Here is a 24531-nt window from a genome sequence, read left to right as displayed (position 1 = left end):
TTTGCATAAACAGACATAACATGAATTAATTGTTCTCGATTGGAGAACGTAAAAGCGTAAGAATGCCGACGCGCAATTATGCGGAAATGGCGTAAACACAACGCAAGGTGAGGCAAAAGAAGCACCTGATTGTGAGCGCGCTATCGGATCGCGTTCGCCCCGAATCCTGCATCTTCACGTTGTTTGGGTATAATGGCTGCAAGTGAACAGTGAGGTACTTCATGTCAACGATCAAAGATGTGGCGAAGGAAGCCGGCGTATCTATCGCGACCGTTTCTCGTGTGATCAACAAATCACCGAATGCCAGCGAGCAATCCATTAAGGCCGTGACCGCGGCGATGAAAAAGCTCGGCTATCGCCCTAATGCCGCCGCAAAAGCGCTGGTCAGCCAGAACAGTGCCACCATCGGCGTGTTGGTCGCGGATGTCTCCGACCCCTTCTTTGGCACCCTCACGCAAGCCGTCGATCGCGTTGCCCGCGCAGCGGGAAAGCACACGTTAATCGGTAACGGTTATCACGACCCGCGCGAAGAGCAAGAGTCAATCGATCTGCTGATCAACAATCGCTGCGATGCGCTGATCATTCACGCCAAAGCCTTGTCTGATGAAACACTGATCAGCTATGCCGAAGAAGTAAAAAGCCTTGTGCTGATTAACCGCCACATTGATGCACTGGCAGGACGCTGCATTTCACTTGATAACTTTCGTGGTGCGTATTTGGCCACCGAGTTTCTAATCAAACACGGCCATACCAAGATCGCACTGATTTCGTCTAACCACGACATTGAAGATGCGCACGAGCGTAAGAAAGGATTTGAAGCCGCATTGCATGACCACAATATCTCTCCGTGCGAACGACGGGTGGAATTGGGCGACCCAAGCAGTGATGGCGGTGAAGAAGCGATGACGCAACTGCTGACGCGCTCTGTGGAATTCACCGCGGTGGTGGCGTACAACGATTACATGGCGGCGGGCGCGATGTCGGTCGCGCAAGAGAACGGCATTAACGTTCCTGAGGACATATCGATTGTGGGCTTTGATGATGGCTTGATTGCGCGTTATGTGTACCCGAAACTCACCACCATTCGTTACCCGATAAAAATGATGGCGGAGCAGGCAACACAACTAGCGCTTCAGCTCTCCAAAGGGCGAGGCGACATCCCCGAAGCCATGCAGTTTACACCGACGTTGGTAAGACGAGATTCCGTCGCGCCCGTTCGTAAAAAATAGGGCGAGAAGCGAGAAGCGAGAAGCGAGAAGCGAGAAGCGAGAAGCGAGAAGCGAGAAGCGAGAAAAGCATGACGTGTTGAGGAAGAGGCGCAATCCCTCTTCCTCTAATAGTACGGCGGTCTAGACGCTACGCCATCGCGGCGTCTTTCACTAACCCCGCACCCGTTTTCGCCTGGCACACATAAATATCGGCCTTCAAGCCCGTTAACGCTTCATATTGCGTATTAACAGCCTCACGGATGGCGTCAACATGAGATGGCGTGACTAACGCGACGATGCACCCACCAAAACCTCCACCCGTCATGCGCACACCACCGTCTTTACCAATCACGGATTTGACGATGTCGACCAAGGTATCCACTTCTTTCACCGTGATTTCAAAGTCATCACGCATTGACGCATGTGATGCTTCCATCAACGCCCCCATTGTCTGCAAGTCACCACGGCGAAGGGCATCTGCAGCCTCTAAGGTGCGTTGATTTTCGGTGATCACATGACGAGCACGACGCGCGACTTTTTCATTCAGGTGCTCAGCGTTGTCTTCAAATGTTTCAAGGGTCACATCACGCAATGCCAGCACACCAAAAAAACGGGCAGCCGATTCACACTGCAATCGACGTGTGTTGTATTCGCTGTCCACCAAGCCGCGTTTTTTGTTCGAATTGATGATCACCACGGCAATGTCTTGAGGCATAGAAACTGGCAAGGTATCAAGCGAACGGCAATCAATGAGCAAGGCGTGGTTCTCAAGCCCTTCAGCGGAAATCAGTTGGTCCATGATGCCGCAGTTGCAGCCCACGAAGTCATTTTCTGCCTGCTGGCCGATTAAGGCGATGTCTGCCTGAGTGACGTTCAGTTTGAACAAGATTTTGAAGGTTTGCCCGATCACCACTTCAAGGGATGCGGAAGAACTGAGCCCAGCTCCTTGCGGCACATTACCCGTCACCGCTAAATCAACACCACCAATGTCATAACCGCGTTGTTGAAGGCAAACCACCACACCGCGGATGTAGTTAGCCCACATCTTCTCTGGCAGGAAGGCAATCTCTTCATCGAGCGAGAACTGATCTTGCTCGTTATCGAAATCCACCGCGACAACCCGAACCAGATTGTCATCTCTTTTCGCTGCGGCAACCACCGTTAGGTAATTGATGGCGCACGGCAACACGAAACCGTCGTTGTAATCTGTGTGTTCACCAATCAAGTTCACGCGTCCTGGCGCTTGAATGGCGAGCGTGGCGTCATAGCTAAACGCCTGTTGAAACGCGTCGTTGGCGTTTTGAATAATGTTCTTCATAAGGTTATCTCTCGTTAGCCCCCTGTTTCACAGCGTGGATAACGCGTTACTCTTCAATCCATGTGAGTTTTGTAGTGCACGTCGCTCAAAGCTCGCAGGCGCTCTGCCGCTTGTTCTGCGGTTAAATCTCGCTGCGTTTCTGCCAACATTTCATACCCCACCATAAATTTGCGCACCGATGCGCTTCGAAGAAGCGGTGGGTAGAATAGCGCGTGCAATTGCCAATGTTCGATGTCAGTGCCTGGTTCAAAAAACGGCGCGTAATGCCAGCCCATCGAATACGGGAACGGGCATTGGAACAGGTTATCGTAATAGGTTGTGAGCTTTTTGATGGCCAAGGCCAGATCATCGCGTTGCTCATACGTCAGTTCTTCCATGCGGCGAATGTGCGTTTTAGGCAGTAGCATGGTTTCAAACGGCCATGCGGCCCAATACGGCACAACCGCCAGCCAATGTTCTGTGTCTACCACGGTTCGCGCGCCGTCACACATTTCTGCTTCGACATAATCCACCAGCAAATTGCGCCCATGCTGGAGATAATAATCACGCAGGTATTTGTCTTTTCGCGCGATTTCGTTAGGCAAAAAGCTGTTTGCCCAAATTTGCCCATGAGGGTGCGGCTGCGAGCACCCCATGGCTTCACCCTTATTTTCAAACGCTTGAACCCAAATGTACTCTTGACCCAGTTCTTCGATTTGCGCATTCCAGGTTTCAATCACGCCGCGAATCGCTGACAAGGGTAATTCAGGCAGGGTTTTACTGTGGTCGGGTGAAAAACAAATCACGCGGCTCAACCCTCTCACACCTTGAGCTTGGAACAGCGGATTCGTCGGTTCAGGGGCATGGGGGGAGTCGGGCATTAAGGCTGCAAAATCATTGCCAAACACATAGGTGCCTTCATAGTTTGGATTTTGATCACCCGACACACGGATATTCCCGGGGCACAAGAAACAGCTTTCGCTGTATGCGGGTAGAACCTCTGTCGAAGGCTTCTCGTCCTGACCACTCCAAGGACGCTTTGCGCGGTGTGGAGACACCAGCACCCATTGGCCCGTCAGCGGGTTATAACGGCGATGTGGGTGATCGACGGGATTAAATTCAGTGTTATCCATGTCAGCTCTCAATCCTTTAAGCGAATTTCGTGGCATTTGTATTCAACCGCGCTGCAGTGTTTCCTCACTGCTAGCCACTCGCGCTTACGTTAGGGTGCGATTCACAAGAACGTGTCCGTTCGCCACCATTTAAAGTGCAAACAGACCATGTAAACGTTTCCATTCAGTCTAGATGAATAATCCGCGCGCTTCAAATCTACCTTTGTCTTAAACCGCAAGCCGCCATCGGTAAAAGGTGGTGGCAAACGGTGGATGTGGGTGAACAACGTGGCGATAACGCCGCTCACCCATTACGTGGTTCAAGACGAAATGCGATCACCTGCTTTCCATCAATATGCGCCTTTCTCCCCCGATAGCTCAGTACCAAGACACAACGTAGGTGCACAAAAAAGCCGCTGTCGGAAACAGCGGCTTTCAAAAGCATCATGCACAGCGGTCGTTAGCCTGCTTGGTAGGTGGGGTAGTCCAACAACCCTTTTTCAGCGCCCCCGAACAAGGTGTTTGGATCATGCTGCGCTAACGGGTAGCCGTTTTTCAAGCGCTCTGGCAAGTCAGGGTTCGCTACAAATGGGCGACCAAAGCCAATCATGTCAGCCTCACCCTCTTGAATGGCTTGCTCGCCTTTTTCACTGTTGTAGCGACCTGCGTAGATCAACACGCCTTTATACACTTCACGCATCGCATGTTTAAACACGGCGGGTGCTTCTGGTGCGTCGTCCCAATCCACTTCTGCGATATGAATGTAAACAACGTTCAAACTGTTCAACAACGCAGCCGCTGCAACATAGGTTTCCACTGGCGTGCTATCAACCGTGCCATTCAGCGATGTAAAGGGTGCAAGGCGCACACCAACACGATCAGCACCAATCGCACCCGCCATGGCTTCAACCACTTCTTTTAGGAAGCGCAAACGGTTTTCGATGCTGCCACCGTATTCGTCAGTGCGGTTGTTGGCTTCAGAGTCGATGAACTGATTGACCAAGTAGCCATTGGCGGCGTGCAGCTCAATGCCATCAAATCCGGCTTCTAATGCATTCAACGCCGCTTGGCGGTATTCAGCAATCACTTGTTTGATGTCGTCTTTCGACATTTCACGCGGCTCAACCACATCCACAAAACCCGGTGCGTCTGTGCCATTGTCGATGAACACTTGCACGTTTTCTGCTTTTAATGCAGAGGATGAAATAGGTTGCTGCCCACCGATGTTATCAGGGTGCGTCACACGGCCAACGTGCCAAAGCTGCGCGAAAATCACGCCGTCTTTCTCATGCACCGCATCGGTCACTTTGCGCCATCCTGCGATGTGTTCTTGGCTGTAAATGCCAGGTGTCCACGCATAACCTTGTCCCATTTCAGAAATTTGCGTGCCTTCAGCAACGATCAAGCCAGCAGTGGCGCGTTGTGCGTAGTAGGTTGCCATGATGTCATTGGCAACATTACCCGGTTGGCTGGCGCGTGAGCGGGTCATTGGAGGCATCACAATCCGGTTTTTAAGAGAAAGCGAACCGAGTTGGATCGGTTGAAACAATGCATTGGTCATGTCGGACTCCTAATACTTAATAGCAGTCAGAATACGCATGATTACTTGGTATTTGAAATTATCGATTTTTATAAAATGAATAATGTTTTGTTATGAACAAAGGAGCACGTTGCGATTGAGGAAGTAAAGCAGGCAAGAAGGAAGGTTCGCAAGGTTCAATCTACGTGGAAGGGAAAACATCCCGCCCGCTGACAACGAAAACGGCCAGAGGGCGGGAAGCGAGTTATTGCTTATCGCTTATCGATAGAAATGAGCGACAAACACTATTGGTAACTGTAAGAACCATGTCGGCTTGAGAAAACCCAACGGTTACCGTTTGACCAATACACTTCAGGTTCTTGAACACATTGGCCGCCTTCATTCACAAAGCCTGCACCGTAGAATTCTCCACCGCTGGTTAAGCTACATAGATTCGCATCGCTGCCAGCTTTGGCTTTGACGCGTTCACCAATCCCTGCAGGGTTGTTCAATGACAGCCATTCAAACTGATTAACAGCAGAGAACATCGGGCGTTCACCATCTGCATCTCTTACCGTAATGTCATCCCCACCCGTACATTGGAATTCACCGTTGCCGAGGTCTTCAACATAACCGTGCAGCGTTTTTTCAACGCCGCTCACGGTCATTGGGAAACGACAAACATACGGATAATCATTACCCAAACGCAATGTCGCCAGATTGTTTAGGTCTGCTTTCGACAGGTCCGCAGGGTCAAAGGTTTCTGTGTGTGCGAACCAGCTTGGTGGCAAGGCAGATTCGAATGCCTCATAACCATGCTCTTGACCAATAATCACTGGGCCGACCAAATCATTCACCGCAGAGTTGCGCGGCGTCTCTTGGCTATCCAGCACGCTGACGGCACCATCGGCATGTGAACAGCTTAGGGTGAGACGTTTAGGGTGGTTATCCATTGGCAAGTTAATGTGGAACTTGTTGCTTTCACCGCTGCTGTAGCGAGTGCTTGCTAGCGCAATACGTTGTACTGAACCATTCTCGCCTTCAACCGCCAACTCACACTGTTTTTGGGACTGCAAAGTATATTGCGCAATGCCACCTTGGTGAGCAGCATATGACCATCTTGCGCCATTGACGTGTTTTACGTCATCAATTTGCTGACATTTCCCGTCGGCAATGAATCCTGCGCCATCGTGAGAAGTGCCTGATTTATCTAAGCTACACAGCGTTTGTTCACCCAAGGCAGCGGTAGGGGTATAGATGACAGCGCCAAGGTGCTCACCTTTGGCCGAGAGCAACTGATAATCCATTAACGGAGAAACAGGGTTTTCGCGTTGCCCGTTAACCGCCCAATACATTTCAGGCGCCGTGCGGCACACGTTGTCGTTAGCATCTTCATAACCGACGAAGTTCGCTTGCTCGCCGTTTGCGTTGGTATAACTGAACTGACAAACAGGCAACTGCGCGTTATCAATTTTCAGGGTTTGCCATTCCGTGCTTAGACGATCAGATTCGCTCAGGTGGCGCACCGATTGCCAACCTTCTAATTGCGTTTCGATATAGTTCGGCGCAGGAAGCTCAAACAGGTTGCCGTAGTTTGAGTAGATCAACGGATAGATCTGGCTTGCGTTCTGCTCTGCAGGGTCGTAAATACCCAACACAGTGATCACTGGAACACCTTTTGATTCAGGCTTGGTAAAGTCTGAATCTACCTCAACATATTGCTGCGAGGTGTGCTCCCATTGCGAAAAGCCCGTGGTGCTGTTCATGTCTAGGTTGTTTGATTGGTTGAACCAATCCTGTGTGACACGTGATGCAATCGGGTGCTCAAGCGTATAGTGGCTGATTAGGCCCGTTTTTGCGTATTCCCCGCCGCCCATGGCTTCTCGCATAAAGCGGAATTCGCCAGCAAACGGTGGGACAATTTCACCGCTGTTTTCATTTTCCATCGTAATCGGTGTATCCGTCCAGTGCAGGTTACCGATAAAGCGCTTGTAGCGTACATCCCAACCCCAACCGGATTCCATATCATGGATGGAGTAGCCCTGAGGATGGTGTCCTCGGCCATAGTTATGGCCTAATTCGTGAGACCATTCATTCCCGCGTGTTGCATCGAGCGTCACAATGCCGCCACCACCGCTTCCGCCGTGTTGTACAACTTTAGAGGTAACAACGCCGGTTTCTGCATCTTTCGCCAAGTATCGTCCGCGGCTGTTGTGCGAGGTGATGTGGCTAAATGGACGCGGCCAGCTTGCGTTTCCACCCGCAGTGTCGGTTACGCCGAAGTTAGCGTTATTAATACCGATAGAGAACAGGCGCTTACCGACGTATTCACGCATGTCGCCACCGTGCCATCCCGGCGTTTCATACTCACTGGCTTTGGTATACACCTTGCCGTTTGGTAGGGTGACTTTTTTCAGGTGAACTGGGGTGTAATCTGCCATCACCAGTTTAGAAACGGGGATTTTCTGGAAATAGTCAGTTGCCAGTTTTGGCATTTGCTGAATCATGTCATAGCGGTCACGCGGTTCAACCAGCATGCCGATATCGATGTTTTGGATCACCATCTCAGGTGCGCCACCAAAGACCAAGCTGTCGCTGGTGAGATCGCCTTCGCGGCCACGGTTATCGCTGAAACGCAGGGATAAGCCCGGCTTCATCCATTCCCAGCTTAACGGGAAGCTCCATGCATAGTGAGAGAACACCACTTTGCTGCGGTCGGTTTTTACCTGATCCGCGTCTGCCAATGCACTTGGTGGCTGCATAGGGAAACGTCCCATGCTGACACCATCCACAGCGACATCGACCCACAATTGGTTGATGCCGTATTGTGCGGGTGTTACCAGCAACTGCGCTTCACGGGACATCACAAGGTTCGGGTGGCGAATATCGTCGTTACCGGTTGGCATCACACTGGTGTGTGTTTGCGCGAAGTTCACGTGTGCACGCAGGTTGCCTTGTAGGTGGTTTTGCGCGTCTCGGCTGTCGTTGTAGCTGAGGCGCGCTGGCAAGGTATTGAAGGTCAACTGTTCAGTGTCACAGCTCAAGGCATTGCAGCCTGTTAGCACTACGTCGTATTCCGTGTCCGGTTCAAGATCGCCAATGTAAAAGTGGGAACCCGTCGCTTTGTAGTTAAACGTGATGGACGATGCATTCTCAGGGTACGTCGTGAGTGCGATGTTGTATTCCGCGTCCTCACTCGTTGCTTTCCAAGCCAGCTCTACGCCCAAGTCAGACACAGACGCAGCGTTAAGTTCTGTAATATCAGGTAGGGTTTGTGCGCCGCAGTCAGACAGGACAGTGCGGAGAATCAAATCACTCTCCCAAATGTAATTGCCTTCATCGTCTTTGGAGCCGCGCGCAGCCGGAACGTATTCAACATAACAGCCCGTGTCATTCGCGTTCATCACACCCCATTCACGGTGCATCAGATAGAAGCCACCGTTGTAAGGCACATATTCCCAATCAGCGTCTACAAACGGAAACGCGGTGCTGAATTCGCCATGGGTGTCGTTCAACGGAAACATGGGGTAGTTTTCGTGATTCAACCAGTACTCTTTTCCTTGGTATTTCAGAAAACGACGGCCATCTCGTTCAACAACATTGACGGGGTTTTGCGCCAACAACTGCATATTTTCGAGCGAAGCTCGGGTTTGCTCACCCAACGCCACTAACGTGGTGTTTTCTGCAAATGTTGATTGGCTGACTAACGCACTTCCTATAAGCAATGACAAAAGTGTTAATTTCATAAATTGTCCCTGATCGTTCTACTTAGAATTATGTGATTCAGATCCAATTTTCATCTAGTTATCAAGAAGTCGCAGCCAGCAATATGCAATTCATTGATCTTGGTGCAAGGCGTTTTTTCTCATTGGCGATATTACTTCCACATTAGTGAGATTATTGCAGATAAAAACATCGAAAAAATAAAGCTAAATCATCATGTTAAACAGCATCCCTGTCGATAAAACAGTCTATTTTGTTGGTCAATGAGAGCATAAGAATGCACACTAGAGCGTGCAAAGAAAAATGATGCTTGTTGAGCATGACGTGAATGTGAAATTTGCACATGGAAAGACTTGCAATTTGAATGCGCTATTCGAGCAAAAGTTGCGTTGAGCAGAAAAGAGGATAAGAACAAAATGACCAAGAAAATCATGCTATCCATGGCGCTACTTGGCAGCACGCTTTTGGTGGGTTGTAGCCAGCAAAGCCTTCTGAACGGCAAGGGCAGCATCTCAGCAACGTCCATTCAAGGCATTGAGCAGATAGTGCAACACTCAGATACACAGGTCGATATTGTGTGTCCCACGGGTATATGCCGATTTGAACTTGCGACAAACCAGCCAAAGACAGTCACTCTTAGCATGTATTACGGCGCAGATCAGCCGTTTAAAAAGTTAGAAGGCATCGACGTTTGCAGGCAACCCGAAGAGGCGATCAAACGATTGTCACCGTACCAGTTTGAGGTCACGCTGCTAGGCGGTGCAAAGCCGCATGAGATTCAGGTGATCGATTACTATCGAAATTAAAAAAGCGGGCATCTCGCCCGCTCATTCCATGGTTTCTATGGGTTAAGAACAAGGGTTAGTTGTAATTTGCGACCTGATGAGAGAACGCATTCATCGCGCGCACACCATCAATCTGGTCTTCAAAACCCAATGGCAATTTGGTGGTCGGCGACAGCAACTCTGGTGTCGAGAAATAGGGTTGACGATTGCCTCCCATCACCGTCCCTTCACGCGAATATCCCACGTTGTAGTTGCTCGCTTGTTCCGGCAATGACACGCCGTGATTCAACGACATATTGTGGCCTAACTCGTGACGCATGACTGTCGTCCCGCAATGAATGGTGCCACTCGCAACCATGTTGAATCGGCTAGCACGAACCCACGCCAATCCACACCCACTTTCAGTACCCTCGTAGTAAATACCGTCAGCTTTCAACGCATTGCGTCTGTCTTGTGCCGTTTTGTCTGAGCGTAACGCAGACAACGCATCCCCGAGTCGTAACCATGTAGAAGGCGATTGAAAACGTTCGATGCTGACGAAACGAAAACGGAAGTTCGCGTGTGAATTGATGAGCGCTTCGTTCGTCAAGCTCATGCCCTCAACAAGACGATTTCTTGAAGCAGCCTCCCCCAACCGCTCTACATTTCTGTGGCTGTAGTAGCCCAGCAAATCAATGGTGACCGTTTCACGTTCCCAATTGCCAGATGCATTCACCACAAAGGTGACATGCTCGCCACGATGGATAGCTTCATTCTTCATGGCTTGTGCTTGAACAGTAAAAGACCACCAAGCGTCGGTTTTCAGATGAACACGAAAGCCTTCTGGGCTCTGTGGTAGGTACAGGTTGCGTTGCCAGTTGCCGTTTGAGAAATACACTTTCGTTGTTGGCGATACAACGGCAAGTTGGCCGTTTTTCACATCACGCGCATTAAAAGACTTCTCGGGGTGCGTAAACAGCGCCCAATGGCGGCGATCGCTTCGATACACAAAGACATACTCATCCCCAGTGCGTAACGAAACAGGCGTTTTCATGTTGGTGTTCGCATTGAGAATGCTGGCTGTCCATGCGGCGCGCGAACGAACAGTCACCGTATCGCCCTCTTTGCCTTGCGCTGGTAATGAAAGAGTATGGATAAAATTGGCGTTGGCAAACTGCACCAAGGTATCGGGAGATGTAGGTGTTGGGACGGTGCCATCTCGGATATCACGCGCGTTGATCACACGTTGTGGGGTGTGTTGAAACGCCCACTTTTTGTAGGTGGTGTTGTACGTGAGCTTGTATGTATCGCCCCTTTTCAAACGCGTTGAACTCTTTGTCAGCAGTTGATCACTCGAGATTTCAGCGTCCCACGCGGCATCCGATGAAATAATGATGCCACGCAATTTTTGCGCGTCTTCAGGCAAGGTGATTTGGCGCGTCCAATTCCCATTCCACACACGGTAGTGCACGTATTGTTGCCCCGCGCTGTTATCGATTTGGCTGCCCGTCGCATTCGGCGATTGATTTTCCATGTCGATAGACCATGACGCATTGCTAGCCTTATAACGAACAGTCACGCGATCCCCAGTCGTTAGAAGAAGTTGTTCAAATTGCAGGGTCGCATGCGCAATGTTTGAAGCGTATCCAGCCTTGGATATCACGGTCACCACCGTATTATCTTCCGGCGTCAAAGGCAGTTTTATATCGCGTACCCAATTCCCGTTATAGGTGGTAAAGGTGATGTTTCTGTCGTTACTCGGCAGCTGCCCATCAACCACATCTTTGGGCGTAAGATTTGCCGCCACGGCAAGGCTAGAAGCACATACACACACAAGCGAGATTGCCAGCGCGATGTAGCGTCTGAAAAGCATTCCTATCATTTCGAGCATCCTTTGATTCATTCGATGAATTGCAGAGAAACTCTACGCAAAGGATGTCGAGAAATGTGTCCACATAGTGAGATGTATTTGATTGTTTTATAGAAATAAATGCCCAGCAATTTATTAAAATTGCTACAACGCCACTTCTTCAACACGAGATCCCAAGAACAGGGTTTTACGTTTCTCACGAGTTCGGGGGGGCGTAATGCACGAAGATTTCGCCACAAGAAAATGTAGGAGAAAAAAGAAAAGCCATGAATTAAGACGGTGTATTCATGGCTTTTTTCATGTCAATTCGCGTAATAAAGTCAAAAGACTATCGGTCGATTTTCTTTTCTCGCCTTCCAGCCTTTGTTACTTTTTATTTTCCAGCAACACCATGACTTCCGCATGTTCTGTGTGAGGGAACATATCAAACCATTGCAGGCGTTTTACCGAGTAAGAAGGCATCGCTTCAATGTCAGCGCGCAGCGTGTCGGGATTGCAGCTTGAATAGAGAATGTGTTGTGGAGCAAGTTCGACCAACTGCTCAACAAGGGCCTTGCCCAAACCACGGCGCGGCGGGTTCACCAGCACCAAATCAGGCGCGGTGTTCTGCATTTCAGAGAATTTGGCAGAATCGAGCGCATCAAAATTCAGGTTCGTGATCCCCATTTCCGCGGCAGACCGTTTTGCACTGGCAATCGCTTCAGGTTCAATCTCAATGCCAGTAACGGTATCAGTGACACTCGCGCAGTGCAGCGCAAAACCACCCACACCGCAGAACAAATCCCACATGTGTTTTGGCGCAATCTCTTTTACCCACTCACGCGCGGTCGCATACAGTTGCGCTGCAACTTTGGGGTTGGTTTGGAAGAAGCTTTTAGGACGCACCACCAGCGGCACATCGTTAAAACGCTCAACCAAATGTTCTGCCTCTGTCAGGAAGATTTCTTCTTCCCCTTCCAATCGCGCCATATGAATCGGTTGAAGGTTCACCGTCACCACGCGTAGGGTTGGAAACGCGGTTTTTAACCTTTCCAAGTTGGCTTCAATACGTGGCAATGCATCACGGCTGCGCAACACAAAACGCAGCATAAATTCGCCACTATGATCGCTACGCGTGAGCAGAATGTATTTCAGTTCGCCTTTTTTCTTGGTTTTGTTGTACGGCGGAATACCTGCGACGCGGATCCAATCTTGCAGATACGCCAACAGTGCTTGCATGTCTTCGGTATACAAAGGGCAATGTGTCAGGCTCACCAGCTCAATAGGATCGCCGCACTTCGCATCGACACTTTTTGCACCGGTGCTTTTAACATCAGCGCCTAGCACGGGCGCATGCGCCGCCCCCAACACCACCATCTTGGCTTTATTTCGACAGCCCGTTTCTTCACTCAGCACAGGTGGCAACCATTGCGTAGGCATTCGGTTTTCAAACAATGATTTCAATGCCTGATCTTTCTGCGCGACCTGTTCCATGTAGGGTACATGGCTAAGTTCGCAAGAACGGCACTGGTGTTGATCGTAGAATTTGCACTGCATAGGGGCTCTACCGCCAAGAAAAAAACGCAAGTCTATGCTTCTGGGAAAAAATGACCATTCGAGTTATTGCTCGTATTAATCAATAATTCTCATGGTAGGAAACCCATGCAAACCGATGCATTTCAGCTTTGCGAATCGCGCAAAAAATCGTTGTGGTTTCCCATGCCTATAAGGAATACTGATCACCATCATGATGACGAGAGATCCACAATGAAGATTGATTTAACCCGCTTAGTCACTGAAAGTCGAAATGCCGCCAGTGCAGACATCGATACCTTATCGACACTGGACATGCTAACGGTGATCAATCAAGAAGATCAGAAAGTTGCGCTCGCCGTGGAAGCGCAGTTACCCAATATTGCCCTCGCGGTTGATACCATCACCAAAGCCTTCGAAAACCAAGGCCGTTTGATTTACATGGGCGCGGGCACATCTGGCCGATTAGGCATTTTAGACGCCAGCGAATGCCCCCCAACGTATGGCACAAAACCAGAGATGGTTGTCGGCTTGATTGCGGGTGGTCACCCAGCAATTTTGAAAGCGGTCGAAAACGCCGAAGACAACGCCGAGTTGGGTCAACGCAACCTTGAAGAGCTGGTTTTAACAAGCAAGGACGTCGTTGTCGGCATTGCCGCAAGCGGCAGAACACCTTATGTGTTGGGCGGTATGCGCTATGCAAAAACGCTGGGCGCGACCGTCATTGCGATTGCGTGTAATCCGCAGTGTGCGATGGTGGATGAAGCCGATATCGCCATCACTCCCATCGTTGGCCCTGAAGTGGTCACAGGCTCTTCACGCATGAAAGCGGGCACGGCGCAGAAGTTGGTGCTCAACATGCTCACCAGCGGCGCGATGATTCGCAGCGGCAAGGTATATGGTAACTTGATGGTCGATGTGGAAGCCACCAACGCAAAACTGGTTCAGCGCCAAGTGAACATTGTGGTGGAAGCAACAGACGCAAGCTCAGAAGAGGCAGAAGCTGCACTCAATGCCTGCCATCGCCACTGTAAAACCGCCATCTTGATGCTATTGGCAGAGATTGATGCATCAGAAGCAAAAGCGCGTCTTGAACAACACAATGGTTTTATCCGCGCCGCATTGAACGCCAAGTAACCCTCGACAAAAGCTGAATGTAACGTCAGCGCCTAAAGCTCAAGAAATCTATCACTGAGGACTTGGGCTTTTTTGTATCGACATAACGCCTCTTTTCAACAAATGCTTCTGACCTTGCTTTCCTTCTTATCCCTATTTTTTCATCTGCCCTGCATCTAAATCCCAAACCCCGTCGTCTCTTATCTTGAAAACTCTTTTCACATGGCCGTGAGAAAAAGCAATGCGCTTACCACTTCGACACCGAAGTACTTTGAAAGGATAAATAAATGAAACACTGGACTTTATTGGCTCTACTTTTTCCAGCGCTGGCCTCTGCCGCTGCGATCAAACAAGACACTGACATTGGCGACGTCTATGTCGATGCGAAGGGTAGAACCTTGTATACCTTTGCGAAGGATGTGCCAAACGTATCGAATTGTAATGACGGATGTGCTGCAAAATGGCCACCATTGCTCGCGGACCAAGCAAACAACGCACTCTTTGCTGAAGAAGAAGGCTTTTCAACGATTCGTCGGGCTGATGGCAGCAAGCAGTGGACCAAAGATGGGCAACCACTTTACCGCTGGATAAATGACAAGAAACGCGGAGACATCTCTGGTGCCGGCATCAAAGGGGTATGGCCATTGGCACGTGCAGATGATGTGTCACTCAAGCTCTACAGCGCGGGCAAGGCACGCTTCATTGTTGATGAGAACAACCGCACCCTCTACACATTTGATAAAGACATAGACGGTAAATCGACATGTTATGGCGATTGCGCGGTGAAATGGCCGCCAGCCCTCGTTCCATCAACCCTGGCATCTCAAGGCATCAGCACGCTTTCTCTTTCGGGGGGCTTTGGTATCACAGAAAGAGCAGATGGCACATACCAATGGATGCACAATAACAAGCCTTTGTATCTATGGTTTAAAGATAAGGCACCCGGCGACACGACCGGTCATGGAGTGAAAAACGTTTGGCATATCGTACAGCAATAAGGACATTCAGTGAGCGTCGATAAACAGCAGCTAACATCGCTACTCTCACGCATAGCGCTTCGAGACCGAGAGGCTTTCGAGGCGCTTTATGCTCTGACGAATGCGCGACTTTTCAGCTTAGTAAAATCCATCGTGCGAGATGATCAACTCGCCGCAGACCTCCTCCAAGAAGGTTTTTTAAAGCTTTGGTTTAACGCCAAACGTCATCCGGTTGAACACCCGTGGGCGTGGCTTTGCCAAAGCATGAGAAACCTTGCCATTGATGAGCTACGCCAACGACGACGGCGACAACAAAACGATGCGGATTCGACGCTTCTTTCCCGAGAAACGGTAGCGGATGATAGCCCATCATCGACAAATACGAAGGAGCCTCAACGCCTCGATCTGTGTCTCGAGGCGTTGCCTTATGAAAAACGCAACGCCATCGTGCTTGCCTATCAACACGGCATGACACACCAAGAAATCGTTGAGCACATCAATTCGCCACTGGGTACAGTGAAGTCATGGATCAGACGCGGACTGCAGGAGTTAAAACGATGCCTAACCGAATAACAGCCAAACGCTATGCGGCATTCGAGGTTCGCGACAGACTCGCTGCGCAGTACGTTTTAGGTACGTTGACACCGCGCGTTCGCCGCCGACTCGAACAATTGATTCAACAAGATCCAACATGGTGGGAAAACATCGCCCATTGGCAAAAGCACTTTAGTGGGCTAACGCCATCAATGGATGATCACCTCGACGAACAGGGGTTTTCACCCGCCCCCCCAAAAGTGTGGGATCGCATTTCTCTCGCGCTGTTGCCACGGACGCACGGGAACGCCCCTCACCTAGAGGCAAGCCAACCAACTCGTCGATGGCCAGCATGGTTTACGCCTGTTGGGTTTGCATGTGCGCTCATGCTAGGAATGTTCATCAGACCCATAATGACGCCTGATCCTGTCATCCCTACAAGCGAGTCCACACAGACAACATCTCTGATTTCGCGCGTTCAACCCGCAGCCTACTTCGCGATGATGTCGTCTAACATTGAAGAAAATCAATTCGCATTGGTGGCATATCAAGGCGCGAAGCCTGGTGAATCCACAATCCGTTTACAACGAAACCTGCGGGAAACCAATCTGCCGTCCGAGACGGCGATGGTGTGGATGCGTGATAAAGCGAGCGGAAAACTAAACCCCATAGACACACTAAGACGCATCAACGACACGCGCTTTATGAGCCCTACAGAATGGAAAGCACTGAAAAACAGCTCGGAGCTATTGGTGACAGAAACCAACGATCCAAACAGCACAGTGATTTACCAAGGTGATTGTGTTGAATTGAGTGATTGGAACGCGATTTAGCGCACGCCATCCGACATTTACCGGTCCAGAAAGCATACTTGGCCATCGCGAGTGTGCTTTCTTTGATCTTGAAACCGACAACACACATACCGCCTAAACCCTCTTCCCTATTCGGCCTTCCTGCTAAAGCACCATTTTGGTGCGTACAACACCTTTTCATTGCACAAGCATGATGCATTCAACGTTATACGCACGTTAACGATTTGTGCAATTCATTCAATGCGGGGCGATTTTATATTCTTTTAATATCAATATTTTATAAACAAAGCGCACCCTATTGGTGTTTCCTTGCACCCTATTTGATCAACTCGGCACGATTCGTGCTTGACCACCCACTAGGAAAATTTGTTCTCAAGGAAGTAGAGGAAAACATTGTGGAAAATATCAGTAGCGCGATTCAAACGCTGACCGAAAGCGCGAACACGCTCTTTATCTTGATGGGTGCCATCATGGTTTTGGCCATGCACGCCGGATTTGCCTTTTTAGAAGTCGGCACCGTCAGACACCGTAACCAGGTGAATGCACTGGTTAAAATCATGTCAGACTTCGGTTTTTCAGCCCTCGCTTACTTTTTCATTGGCTACTGGGTAGCCTACGACACCACCTTTTTCAGCAGCGCAGAAACCCTCTCCGCCAACAATGGTTATGAGTTAGTTAAATTCTTTTTCTTGATGACTTTCGCCGCCGCCATCCCTGCCATTATTTCGGGTGGTGTCGCAGAGCGCGCGAAGTTTACGCCAATGCTGATTGCAGCAGCAGCCATCGTGGCATTTGTTTATCCGTTTTTCGAAGGTCTTATCTGGAACGGTAATTTTGGTTTCCAAGACTGGCTAGAAGCGACATTTGGCGCGGCCTTCCATGATTTCGCAGGCTCAGTCGTCGTCCACGCTGTGGGCGGGTGGATTGCACTTGCTGCCGTGCTTATTCTTGGTGTGCGTAAAGGCCGCTACCGTGGCGACCGTTTGATTGCATTTGCCCCATCAAACATTCCTTTCCTTGCCCTCGGCGCATGGATTCTTACCATCGGTTGGTTTGGCTTTAACGTCATGTCCGCACAAACGCTCGACGGCATCAGCGGTTTGGTTGCGGTGAACACCTTAATGGCAATGGTCGGCGGCATCGTTGCGTCACTCGTGGTAGGTAAAAATGACCCAGGTTTCCTTCACAACGGTCCACTCGCAGGATTGGTAGCCGTGTGTGCGGGCTCTGACTTGATGCACCCAATTGGTGCACTCTTCACGGGTGGCGTTGCAGGTGCGCTGTTTGTTTGGTTGTTCACCTTGACGCAAAACCGTTTCAAAATTGATGACGTGTTGGGTGTTTGGCCATTGCACGGTGTGTGTGGCATGTGGGGCGGCCTCGCTGCAGGTATCTTCGGTTTGGAAGCCTTGGGGGGCTTAGGCGGCGTAAGCTTTATGTCTCAGCTTATCGGTACGATAGCAGGCGTGGTTGTTGCCTTTGTTGGCGGTTGGATTGTTTACACGGCGGTCGATAAAACAGCGGGTATTCGCATGACAGAAGAAGACGAATACAACGGCGCTGACTTGGCCATTCATAAGATTGCGTCCACCTCAGAAGACTAATTGCTAAACACGAACACAACAAAACGTAAAAGAGCCCAACGGAATTGGGCTCTTTTTTTATTGTCTTAAATCACCCAGTTGCATAATTTTCTCCACTGTAAATTCCTGAAATGTGGACAGCCCACTCTCGCAAACATGCCAATACTGTCTATTGTATTTGATGAGATACGCCGTTGGGAGTTGTTGAATGAGCCATCAAGATATCAATGAAAACCAAGTCACTGTCCCCCCAAAAGAAGACTTAGTATCTCGCTTAAAAAAGCGCGTTGCTAATCACCCAATTGGCGCATCCATCATTATCATCACGGCGGTGGTTATCGCCTTGTCTCAAGCCGTTCCACCCATTGTCTCTTTCTACGAATACCTCACCGCTAAATCCAGTGATACCGATTACCTTGATGATGAAAACTTCAAAATCGGTCAACGTGAGTATTTCCATGGTAACGACGATGAAGCGGCATATGTTGCCTATCTCGCAGCGGCAAACGATGAAAACCCCCTTGCTCAGGCAGCCGTAGCCAAGTTTCTATGGCGCGGGTTAATTGGGCCAAAAGATGAGGATGGCGCACAGTATTGGGCGACTAAAGCGTTACCTCAACTCAATAAATTGGTCGCAGTCGATCATGCCGAAGCCTTATATACCTTGGGTTGGCTAACCTATAATGGCGTCGGCGTGGCGAAAGATGAGAAGAAGGCTATCTCACTCTATGAGCGCGCGGCATGGAAAGGGATTGCTTGGGCGCAAACCAATTTAGGATCCATCTACGAGGCGGGAGAAAACTTGCCTAAAGACGCAGTGAAAGCAGAGTATTTTTATACGCTCGCTGCAAACCAGGGGTACGTCCCCGCACAATATGAATTGGCTCTCTTGTATAAATATGGTGACGACGGCGTTCTCATAGATTTAGCTGCTGCCATGAACCTATTTACGCTGGCGGCAAACAAAGGCAATGCTGATGCCCAGTACCACTTGGGGGATATGTATCGCTTTGGAAAAGGCGCGGAGATTGACTTAAAAAAAGCGGTGCATTTTTACACCCTCTCAGTAAATCAAGAAAACGCCTCTGCACAATGGGCGCTGGCTTATTGCTACAGCAAAGGTTTAGGCGTTGAGAAAGATCCTAAGCGCGCGGTTGCGCTCTACACACTGGCTGCCGACCAAGGTCATTCCTCGGCACTAAACAACCTTTCGATTCTCTATCGGAAAGGGGAAGGGGTGGCTAAAAACCTTAATAAAGCCATTTCGTTACTTCAACAAGCTGCCGACAATGGGCACAGCACTGCCCTCAATAACCTTGGGTGGCAATATGAGATAGGCGAAGGCGTACCCAAAGATTTGAACAAAGCCTTTGAATTGTATTCGCGCTCGGCTGAACTGGAAAATTCATCGGCTCACGTCAATCTAGGCATACTTTACCGATATGGCGATGGTGTTGAAAAGAATGCCGAAACCGCCGCTAAGCACTATCAACTTGCCGCCGACCAGAACAATGCAAAAGGTCAAACGTACCTTGGGGAACTCTATGAGTTTGGTGACGGTGTTGAAAAAGACCCAGTAAAAGCGGTTGAGCTCTATCAGTTGGCCTATGAACAAGGCGATCAACGGGCGCAAATGCGGTTAGGCGCAGCCTATATGCGTGGCATGGGAGAATTAGACACCGACGAGGAAAAGGCCAAGGCATTGTTGCTTGCTGCCGCAGACAACAATGAAAACCTCGCGAATTGGTTTCTCTCCAGTCTTTATGCCAATAAGGAAAGCCCCCTTTATGATGACGAAGCTCGCGTTCGCTACCTAAAAACCGCGGCAGAAAATGGGCATTTTTGTGCCCAAAACAACTACGGAGTGTATCTCGAAGAAAACGCACCAGAGAACACGAAAGAGGCCGTAACCTGGTACGCAAAGGCCGCCAGCCAAGGCCACAAGCGCGGGCTCAACAACTTCATTGCGCAAGTGGAATTAGGCAATGCCACAGAAAGTGACATCGTCCTTGTGCGTGATTACTACCTAGAACAAGCCAGAAAGCAAAACATTCGCGCAAACCTCGTTCTGGCAGATTGGCACAACCGCGGGGTGATCGTAGAGAAAGACATCATGAAATCCGTGAGTTATTTCTTTGAAGCCAAGAAGCTCGGCAGTGACGAAGCGGATGAGAAAATAGCCGCCGTGCTCACCCCGCAACACACCTTTGCGGCAACGTGTCCAACGGGAATATGAGGCTATTTGATGACGAAATGTGATTGATAGAACTTCGGCGTGACCGCTAACTTCTTTTTGAATTGGCGTTGGAAGTGGGCTTGATCTGAAAAGCCGAGCTTGAGTGCAACATCCGAAATATCATCGCCCGATTTCAGCATGATTTTGGCTCGCTTGATTTTCTCATCCATCAAATAGGCATGCGGCGGCAAGCCAAATTGATGTTTAAACGCGCGGAGCAATTGGTAGCGACTCATGCCTGCTTCCTGCGCCAGTTCATCGAGCTGATGGATGTGCTCGATATCGTCCAGTAGCCTTTCCCGAATGCGTATTAACGGCGGTTGAGACATCATCGCCCTGAGCGAATCTTGCTGCTGTTTCCCCAAAATGTGCTCGATAAAATCGTAAAAGCATACCTGTGCCTGCAGCACACTCGCATCACTTTTCAATGCTTCAAACAAAGCACGAAAACGCTGCTGAATGTCGGGACTACGTTCAAGATCATGAATAAACGGGGTGTAATCGTGTGCGTCGCTTTGTAACACATCACGCTGAACATCGCCCATTTTGAGGGTATCCACAAACAACATGTTGTAAGACCACGTCCCCACGTTAGGGTTGCAGGAATGCACGTCAGCGGGGTTAATCGTCACCACATCCCCTTTGCCGATCGCATGCGTCGTCTGCCGGTTTTTGTAGTTAGCACTGCCCTGCTGAATGATCCCGAAAGAAAACTCATCGTGCGAATGCGCTTCATAACAAGCAGTGCTTTGATTGGCGACACGCAGTTCAACCCAAGGCAGCAATGTGCTTTGCTTAAAACTGGCGCTTTTATCCTTCTTCATGCGTGCTCGACGTCCTTCCGCAAAACCCTTGAACCTTCCCTCGCCCGATGCAAATGATGACTGATGGCGTTCAAAGCCACATCATGGTGACTGACACAGCAAGCAACACACTCATCACTCTATTAAAGTGACGCTGTTGAGTGGGATTATCAAGGTAGTTAGCCAAAACAGTGCCGATAACCGCCCATACCCCGACGCCTATCAAACAAATGACCAAAGACACCAAGGTAAACACCATGAGATAGGTGTGCTCATCACCTTGCCCGACCACAAACAAACTGATACCCGACATGGCGACCAGCCACGCCTTTGGGTTCAGCAGTTGGGTTAGCGACCCTGTCCATAGCCCTGAACGCGTTTTTTGGGATGCATCAATGCCTGATACTGGCGCGGTAAAAATCTTGTACGCCAGATAAAACAAATACACACTCCCGCACATCCGCATGCCCAATTCCATCTTGGGCAGCAGCGCCAACAACAGTTGCATCACACTGCCAGAGAAAAACACCACCGCGGCATACGCGACCGATGCTCCCACAACATGTTTAACCGCTTCACGCACGCCGAAGTTCACCGCCGTACTGGTCGCCAGTATGTTTACCGGCCCTGGCGTGACTGCACCTACAAACGCAAATGTCGCCATGGCAACGAGGATATTTTCCATTACAACCACACCTGTCTACCCGTCTTTGAGCATTTGAGATTACGAGATCGGCATCGCCAAGTATTGAACGATATTGCACTGAGGTGGGCTGCGGCTGAAACGTTCGAAATTCAAACAGATCAATATGCCACTGCAATCATAAGAGTTTGATTTCGAATTAATAATTCTAATAATTCTGATTTTTTATTGGAAGATGAGCAACTTAGTGGCTACGCTGATCGGGTTGCGAAAAACATTGTCATTCAGGATGAACGACCGTGTTTAACAAATAATCAGAATCTGCCGTCAGTTGTCGAGATAATAACGATGAAAGCCTTAGCTCAACTTACTCACCGCTATATGAAGGATCAATCAGGGGTTACCGCCATAGAGTACGCAATTATGGGTGTGGGGATTTCCGCCATCATTCTTGCGGTCTTCATTACAGATACCACGTTCAGAGATACCCTTATCTCCGCGTTTCAAATCATTGCTACAAATATCGACTCAGTAACCAACTAGTCCCTGATTTTTTAACGATGAGAGCCACTCCATGTTTGTTGTATCACTCACGTATACCGTCGCGCTCTCTGAGGTTGATCAATACATTGACGCGCACATTGCCTACTTAGAAAAACAGTACGCTGAGGGGCATTTTCTGGCATCAGGACGCAAAGTGCCGCGCACTGGCGGGATCATTCTGGCACGCGCCAACGATCGCGCACACCTTGATGCTATTCTGCGTGAAGATCCTTTCTATCAAGCGGGTGTGGCGGACTATGACGTGATGGAGTTTGAACCTTCCATGGCTGCCGAAGGTCTGGATGGGCTATTAGACAATTAGCGATGAATGAAAAGGTTATTTCTCTCGTCTTACAAGATCCTGTTCGCCAAAAAGCCCTCGATTGCCTCTTCACGTTAGCACTTCCCGATGCATACATCGCAGCAGGGTTTGTTCGCAATCGAGTGTGGGATTACCTGCATCAAAAGGACATCCCTACGCCGCTAAATGACATAGATGTTATCTATTTTGACCCTATCAGTGTCGATACTACTGCCGATTTACAGCATGAAGAAACGCTGAAAAACATGATGCCAAGTCTTAACTGGCAAGTTCGAAATCAAGCGCACATGCACCTAAGAAATGGCGATGCCCCTTACGCAAGCAGTGAAGATGCTATGCGTTACTGGCCGGAAAAAGAAACAGCGATTGGCATCCGAAAAGTGGGGGACAGGGAGTATGAGTGCATCGCGCCCTTTGGATTGACGTCTCTGTTTTCACTGTCTCTGACTTATAACCCTAAAAGGGATAAGCGCCTTTTTGAACAGAGGGTTGCAACTAAGAACTGGTTACAGCAGTGGCCAAAACTTCAGATCGCGCCCCATTAAAAAAGCGGCGCAATGGCCGCTTTCGTTCATGATGAGAACCGACAGATCAGTTAAAAGCCACTGTCGCCACCACTTGCGCATGGTCTGATTGCTTCTTATTGCTCACGCCATCATTTTTCAAATGGGCGTCATACACATCAAACCCAGACACTCTGCCTGCGGCGTTATTGTTCTTCTCATTCAAAGCATTTGAAACAAACACGTAGTCCAAGGTACCGCCTTCGCCACGATGATAGTGGGTCGGCGTTCTTGCGGTGCCATCAGGGTTAGGGGCCATGTCGAAGGCATCGTATAACTTGAGTTTGTAACTTGCGACTTTGGCCTCAATCGGTAGGTCAGCCCAAGCGACACCGTCAATGTCATACACACGGCCTCGGTTTGAGAGGGCTTCGATGGCAATGGAATGAATGCTGTCATTCAAATCCCCCAGCAACACCACTGGCGTTTCTGATGATGCGTGCAGATCTTTCGAGATGTTCTCGTAGAGCTCACTCGCTTCCGCGCCACGTTGCAGCATGGACGCCACGTTACCAATGGATCTCGCTTGCATGGAAGCCAACACGCGCTCATCCCATGCTGCGTTGTCGCAGACATCTGACGGGATAGAAACAGGGCGTTTTGATTTAAAGTGCGCGACGTAAACAATCGCATTGACCGCCCCATCGATTTGGACTTCCGCGCGGATAGGCGTGCGCGAAAACTCTGTGTCTTCTTTCAGCGGTAAATGCTGGCTGGAATTGTCATTGAATGACACCTTTTCCGCCGAAACCAGAGGGAACTTGGAGGCGATTGCCACCACAGGCCCCACATACACATTGTCGCCGTCATCCCCTTTTGCGGGCGTATCAACCACAGCGAAATGCGGGTATCCCGCAGCGTTCACCAAGGCTTCAAGCTCGTCGGGGCTGAACACTTCTTGAAAGCCCACCACATCACACGCCATCGTATCGAGCTGCGAAGTTACCCATGCTTTTTTGTCTAACCAATCGCTGTCTGAATACGTATTCTGAGGGGCGTACCATGCCACCGGAGGCGCAGCGAATTGGTAGAGATTAAATGTACCGAATCGAATATCCATCTTCTTTTCCTCTCTATAATATACCCAAGCAACCTGAAGATGCCGGATTCAGCGAGCTTCAGGTTGCTTGGGTATGATTCAAATACCGCTCAAACCGCAACAACACATGACGTCGTTCACCTGCTGTATATTGTGTATTTTATCAGCCAACAAAGTGGGCAAACTTCACGTCCATAAGACTTTGCCAAGATAGATTTCATAAAACGGCATGACGAGCGTTCAGTCGCGGATCAATTCGCTTAGTTTCGCGGAAAAAGTAAGCGCAGGTTGTTTGGGTACAATCACATTCAGCAACACGATTCCAGATTAATCTGTAGATAATTTCATCAGCGGA

General features: G+C 49.6%; 20 protein-coding genes. 11 read left to right on the top strand and 9 right to left on the bottom strand.

The features are described 5' to 3' along the window. The first annotated feature begins 221 nt into the window (after positions 1–221). Entirely contained in the window at positions 222–1229 is a 1008-nt protein-coding gene (locus tag EQP46_RS12515; RefSeq protein WP_129493981.1) for a substrate-binding domain-containing protein, read from the top strand. 127 nt (positions 1230–1356) lie between these two features. Here EQP46_RS12515 and galK read toward each other — a convergent pair whose 3' ends face one another. The 4 genes from galK to EQP46_RS12495 form a co-directional block, all read right to left on the bottom strand. Continuing rightward, a complete protein-coding gene (gene galK / locus EQP46_RS12510; RefSeq protein ID WP_129493980.1) occupies positions 1357–2526 on the bottom strand; it encodes a galactokinase in 1170 nt (389 codons plus the stop codon). 53 nt (positions 2527–2579) lie between these two features. Then, positions 2580–3638, bottom strand: coding sequence for a UDP-glucose--hexose-1-phosphate uridylyltransferase (locus EQP46_RS12505; RefSeq protein ID WP_129493979.1), 1059 nt, complete (start codon positions 3636–3638; stop codon positions 2580–2582). A gap of 439 nt (positions 3639–4077) precedes the next feature. Further along, the gene (locus tag EQP46_RS12500) at positions 4078–5178 is read right to left on the bottom strand and encodes an alkene reductase (RefSeq protein ID WP_129493978.1); all 1101 of its coding nucleotides are present in this window, start codon (positions 5176–5178) and stop codon (positions 4078–4080) included. Between the two features lie 263 nt (positions 5179–5441). Further along, positions 5442–8882: a M66 family metalloprotease gene (locus EQP46_RS12495; protein WP_129493977.1), complete on the bottom strand. Its 3441-nt coding sequence runs from the start codon at positions 8880–8882 to the stop codon at positions 5442–5444. Between the two features lie 393 nt (positions 8883–9275). On the opposite strand from EQP46_RS12495, the gene EQP46_RS12490 reads away from it, so the two are divergent. After that, entirely contained in the window at positions 9276–9665 is a 390-nt protein-coding gene (locus EQP46_RS12490; protein ID WP_129493976.1) for a hypothetical protein, read from the top strand. Positions 9666–9720: 55 nt separating this feature from the next. Here the strand turns inward: EQP46_RS12490 and EQP46_RS12485 are convergent, their stop codons facing one another. Together EQP46_RS12485 and rlmC are read right to left on the bottom strand one after the other, a co-directional pair. Beyond that, positions 9721–11505, bottom strand: coding sequence for a zinc-dependent metalloprotease family protein (locus tag EQP46_RS12485; protein WP_161972860.1), 1785 nt, complete (start codon positions 11503–11505; stop codon positions 9721–9723). Positions 11506–11859: 354 nt separating this feature from the next. Then, complete coding sequence (rlmC, locus tag EQP46_RS12480) at positions 11860–13029, bottom strand: 23S rRNA (uracil(747)-C(5))-methyltransferase RlmC (RefSeq protein WP_129493974.1); 1170 nt, start codon at positions 13027–13029, stop codon at positions 11860–11862. Positions 13030–13239: 210 nt separating this feature from the next. Between rlmC and murQ the strand changes: the two genes are divergently transcribed. From murQ to EQP46_RS12450, 6 genes are all read left to right on the top strand, one after another. Continuing rightward, the gene (murQ, locus tag EQP46_RS12475) at positions 13240–14142 is read left to right on the top strand and encodes an N-acetylmuramic acid 6-phosphate etherase (protein ID WP_129493973.1); all 903 of its coding nucleotides are present in this window, start codon (positions 13240–13242) and stop codon (positions 14140–14142) included. Between the two features lie 266 nt (positions 14143–14408). Next, on the top strand, positions 14409–15119 hold the full coding sequence (locus tag EQP46_RS12470; RefSeq protein WP_129493972.1) for a hypothetical protein: 711 nt from the start codon (positions 14409–14411) through the stop codon (positions 15117–15119). Positions 15120–15128: 9 nt separating this feature from the next. Then, the gene (locus tag EQP46_RS12465) at positions 15129–15671 is read left to right on the top strand and encodes an RNA polymerase sigma factor (protein WP_129493971.1); all 543 of its coding nucleotides are present in this window, start codon (positions 15129–15131) and stop codon (positions 15669–15671) included. Continuing rightward, positions 15656–16465 carry a hypothetical protein gene (locus tag EQP46_RS12460; protein ID WP_129493970.1) on the top strand — a complete coding sequence of 270 codons (810 nt, stop codon included), beginning with the start codon at positions 15656–15658 and terminating at the stop codon, positions 16463–16465. Before EQP46_RS12465 ends, EQP46_RS12460 begins: the two co-directional genes overlap by 16 nt. Before the next feature lie 374 nt (positions 16466–16839). Beyond that, a complete protein-coding gene (locus EQP46_RS12455; protein WP_129493969.1) occupies positions 16840–18048 on the top strand; it encodes an ammonium transporter in 1209 nt (402 codons plus the stop codon). A gap of 187 nt (positions 18049–18235) precedes the next feature. After that, the gene (locus tag EQP46_RS12450; protein WP_129493968.1) at positions 18236–20263 is read left to right on the top strand and encodes a tetratricopeptide repeat protein; all 2028 of its coding nucleotides are present in this window, start codon (positions 18236–18238) and stop codon (positions 20261–20263) included. A 2-nt stretch (positions 20264–20265) separates the two neighbouring features. Here the strand turns inward: EQP46_RS12450 and EQP46_RS12445 are convergent, their stop codons facing one another. Both EQP46_RS12445 and EQP46_RS12440 read right to left on the bottom strand, forming a co-directional pair. Then, positions 20266–21087 (bottom strand): AraC family transcriptional regulator, encoded by an 822-nt coding sequence (locus tag EQP46_RS12445; protein ID WP_129493967.1) that lies wholly within the window; start codon positions 21085–21087, stop codon positions 20266–20268. A 70-nt stretch (positions 21088–21157) separates the two neighbouring features. After that, the gene (locus EQP46_RS12440; RefSeq protein WP_167482765.1) at positions 21158–21751 is read right to left on the bottom strand and encodes a LysE family translocator; all 594 of its coding nucleotides are present in this window, start codon (positions 21749–21751) and stop codon (positions 21158–21160) included. Between the two features lie 186 nt (positions 21752–21937). On the opposite strand from EQP46_RS12440, the gene EQP46_RS24455 reads away from it, so the two are divergent. Genes EQP46_RS24455 through EQP46_RS12425 form a run of 3 tightly spaced genes read left to right on the top strand, consistent with a single transcriptional unit; the run spans position 21938 to position 23119 of the window. Then, a complete protein-coding gene (locus EQP46_RS24455) occupies positions 21938–22252 on the top strand; it encodes a Flp family type IVb pilin (RefSeq protein WP_240671719.1) in 315 nt (104 codons plus the stop codon). A 31-nt stretch (positions 22253–22283) separates the two neighbouring features. After that, positions 22284–22574, top strand: a complete 291-nt coding sequence (locus tag EQP46_RS12430) for a YciI family protein (RefSeq protein WP_129493965.1) — start codon at positions 22284–22286, stop codon at positions 22572–22574. 2 nt (positions 22575–22576) lie between these two features. After that, positions 22577–23119 carry a nucleotidyltransferase family protein gene (locus EQP46_RS12425; protein WP_129493964.1) on the top strand — a complete coding sequence of 181 codons (543 nt, stop codon included), beginning with the start codon at positions 22577–22579 and terminating at the stop codon, positions 23117–23119. Between the two features lie 46 nt (positions 23120–23165). On the opposite strand, the gene EQP46_RS12420 is transcribed toward EQP46_RS12425, so the two are convergent. Then, complete coding sequence (locus EQP46_RS12420; RefSeq protein WP_129493963.1) at positions 23166–24197, bottom strand: endonuclease/exonuclease/phosphatase family protein; 1032 nt, start codon at positions 24195–24197, stop codon at positions 23166–23168. Positions 24198–24531 lie beyond the last annotated feature (334 nt).

It is taken from the genome of Enterovibrio baiacu, from assembly GCF_004120195.1.
Lineage (GTDB): Bacteria > Pseudomonadota > Gammaproteobacteria > Enterobacterales > Vibrionaceae > Enterovibrio > Enterovibrio baiacui.
Note: the sequence above shows the minus strand (reverse complement) of the source record. Positions and strands in the feature narration are given on the sequence as shown.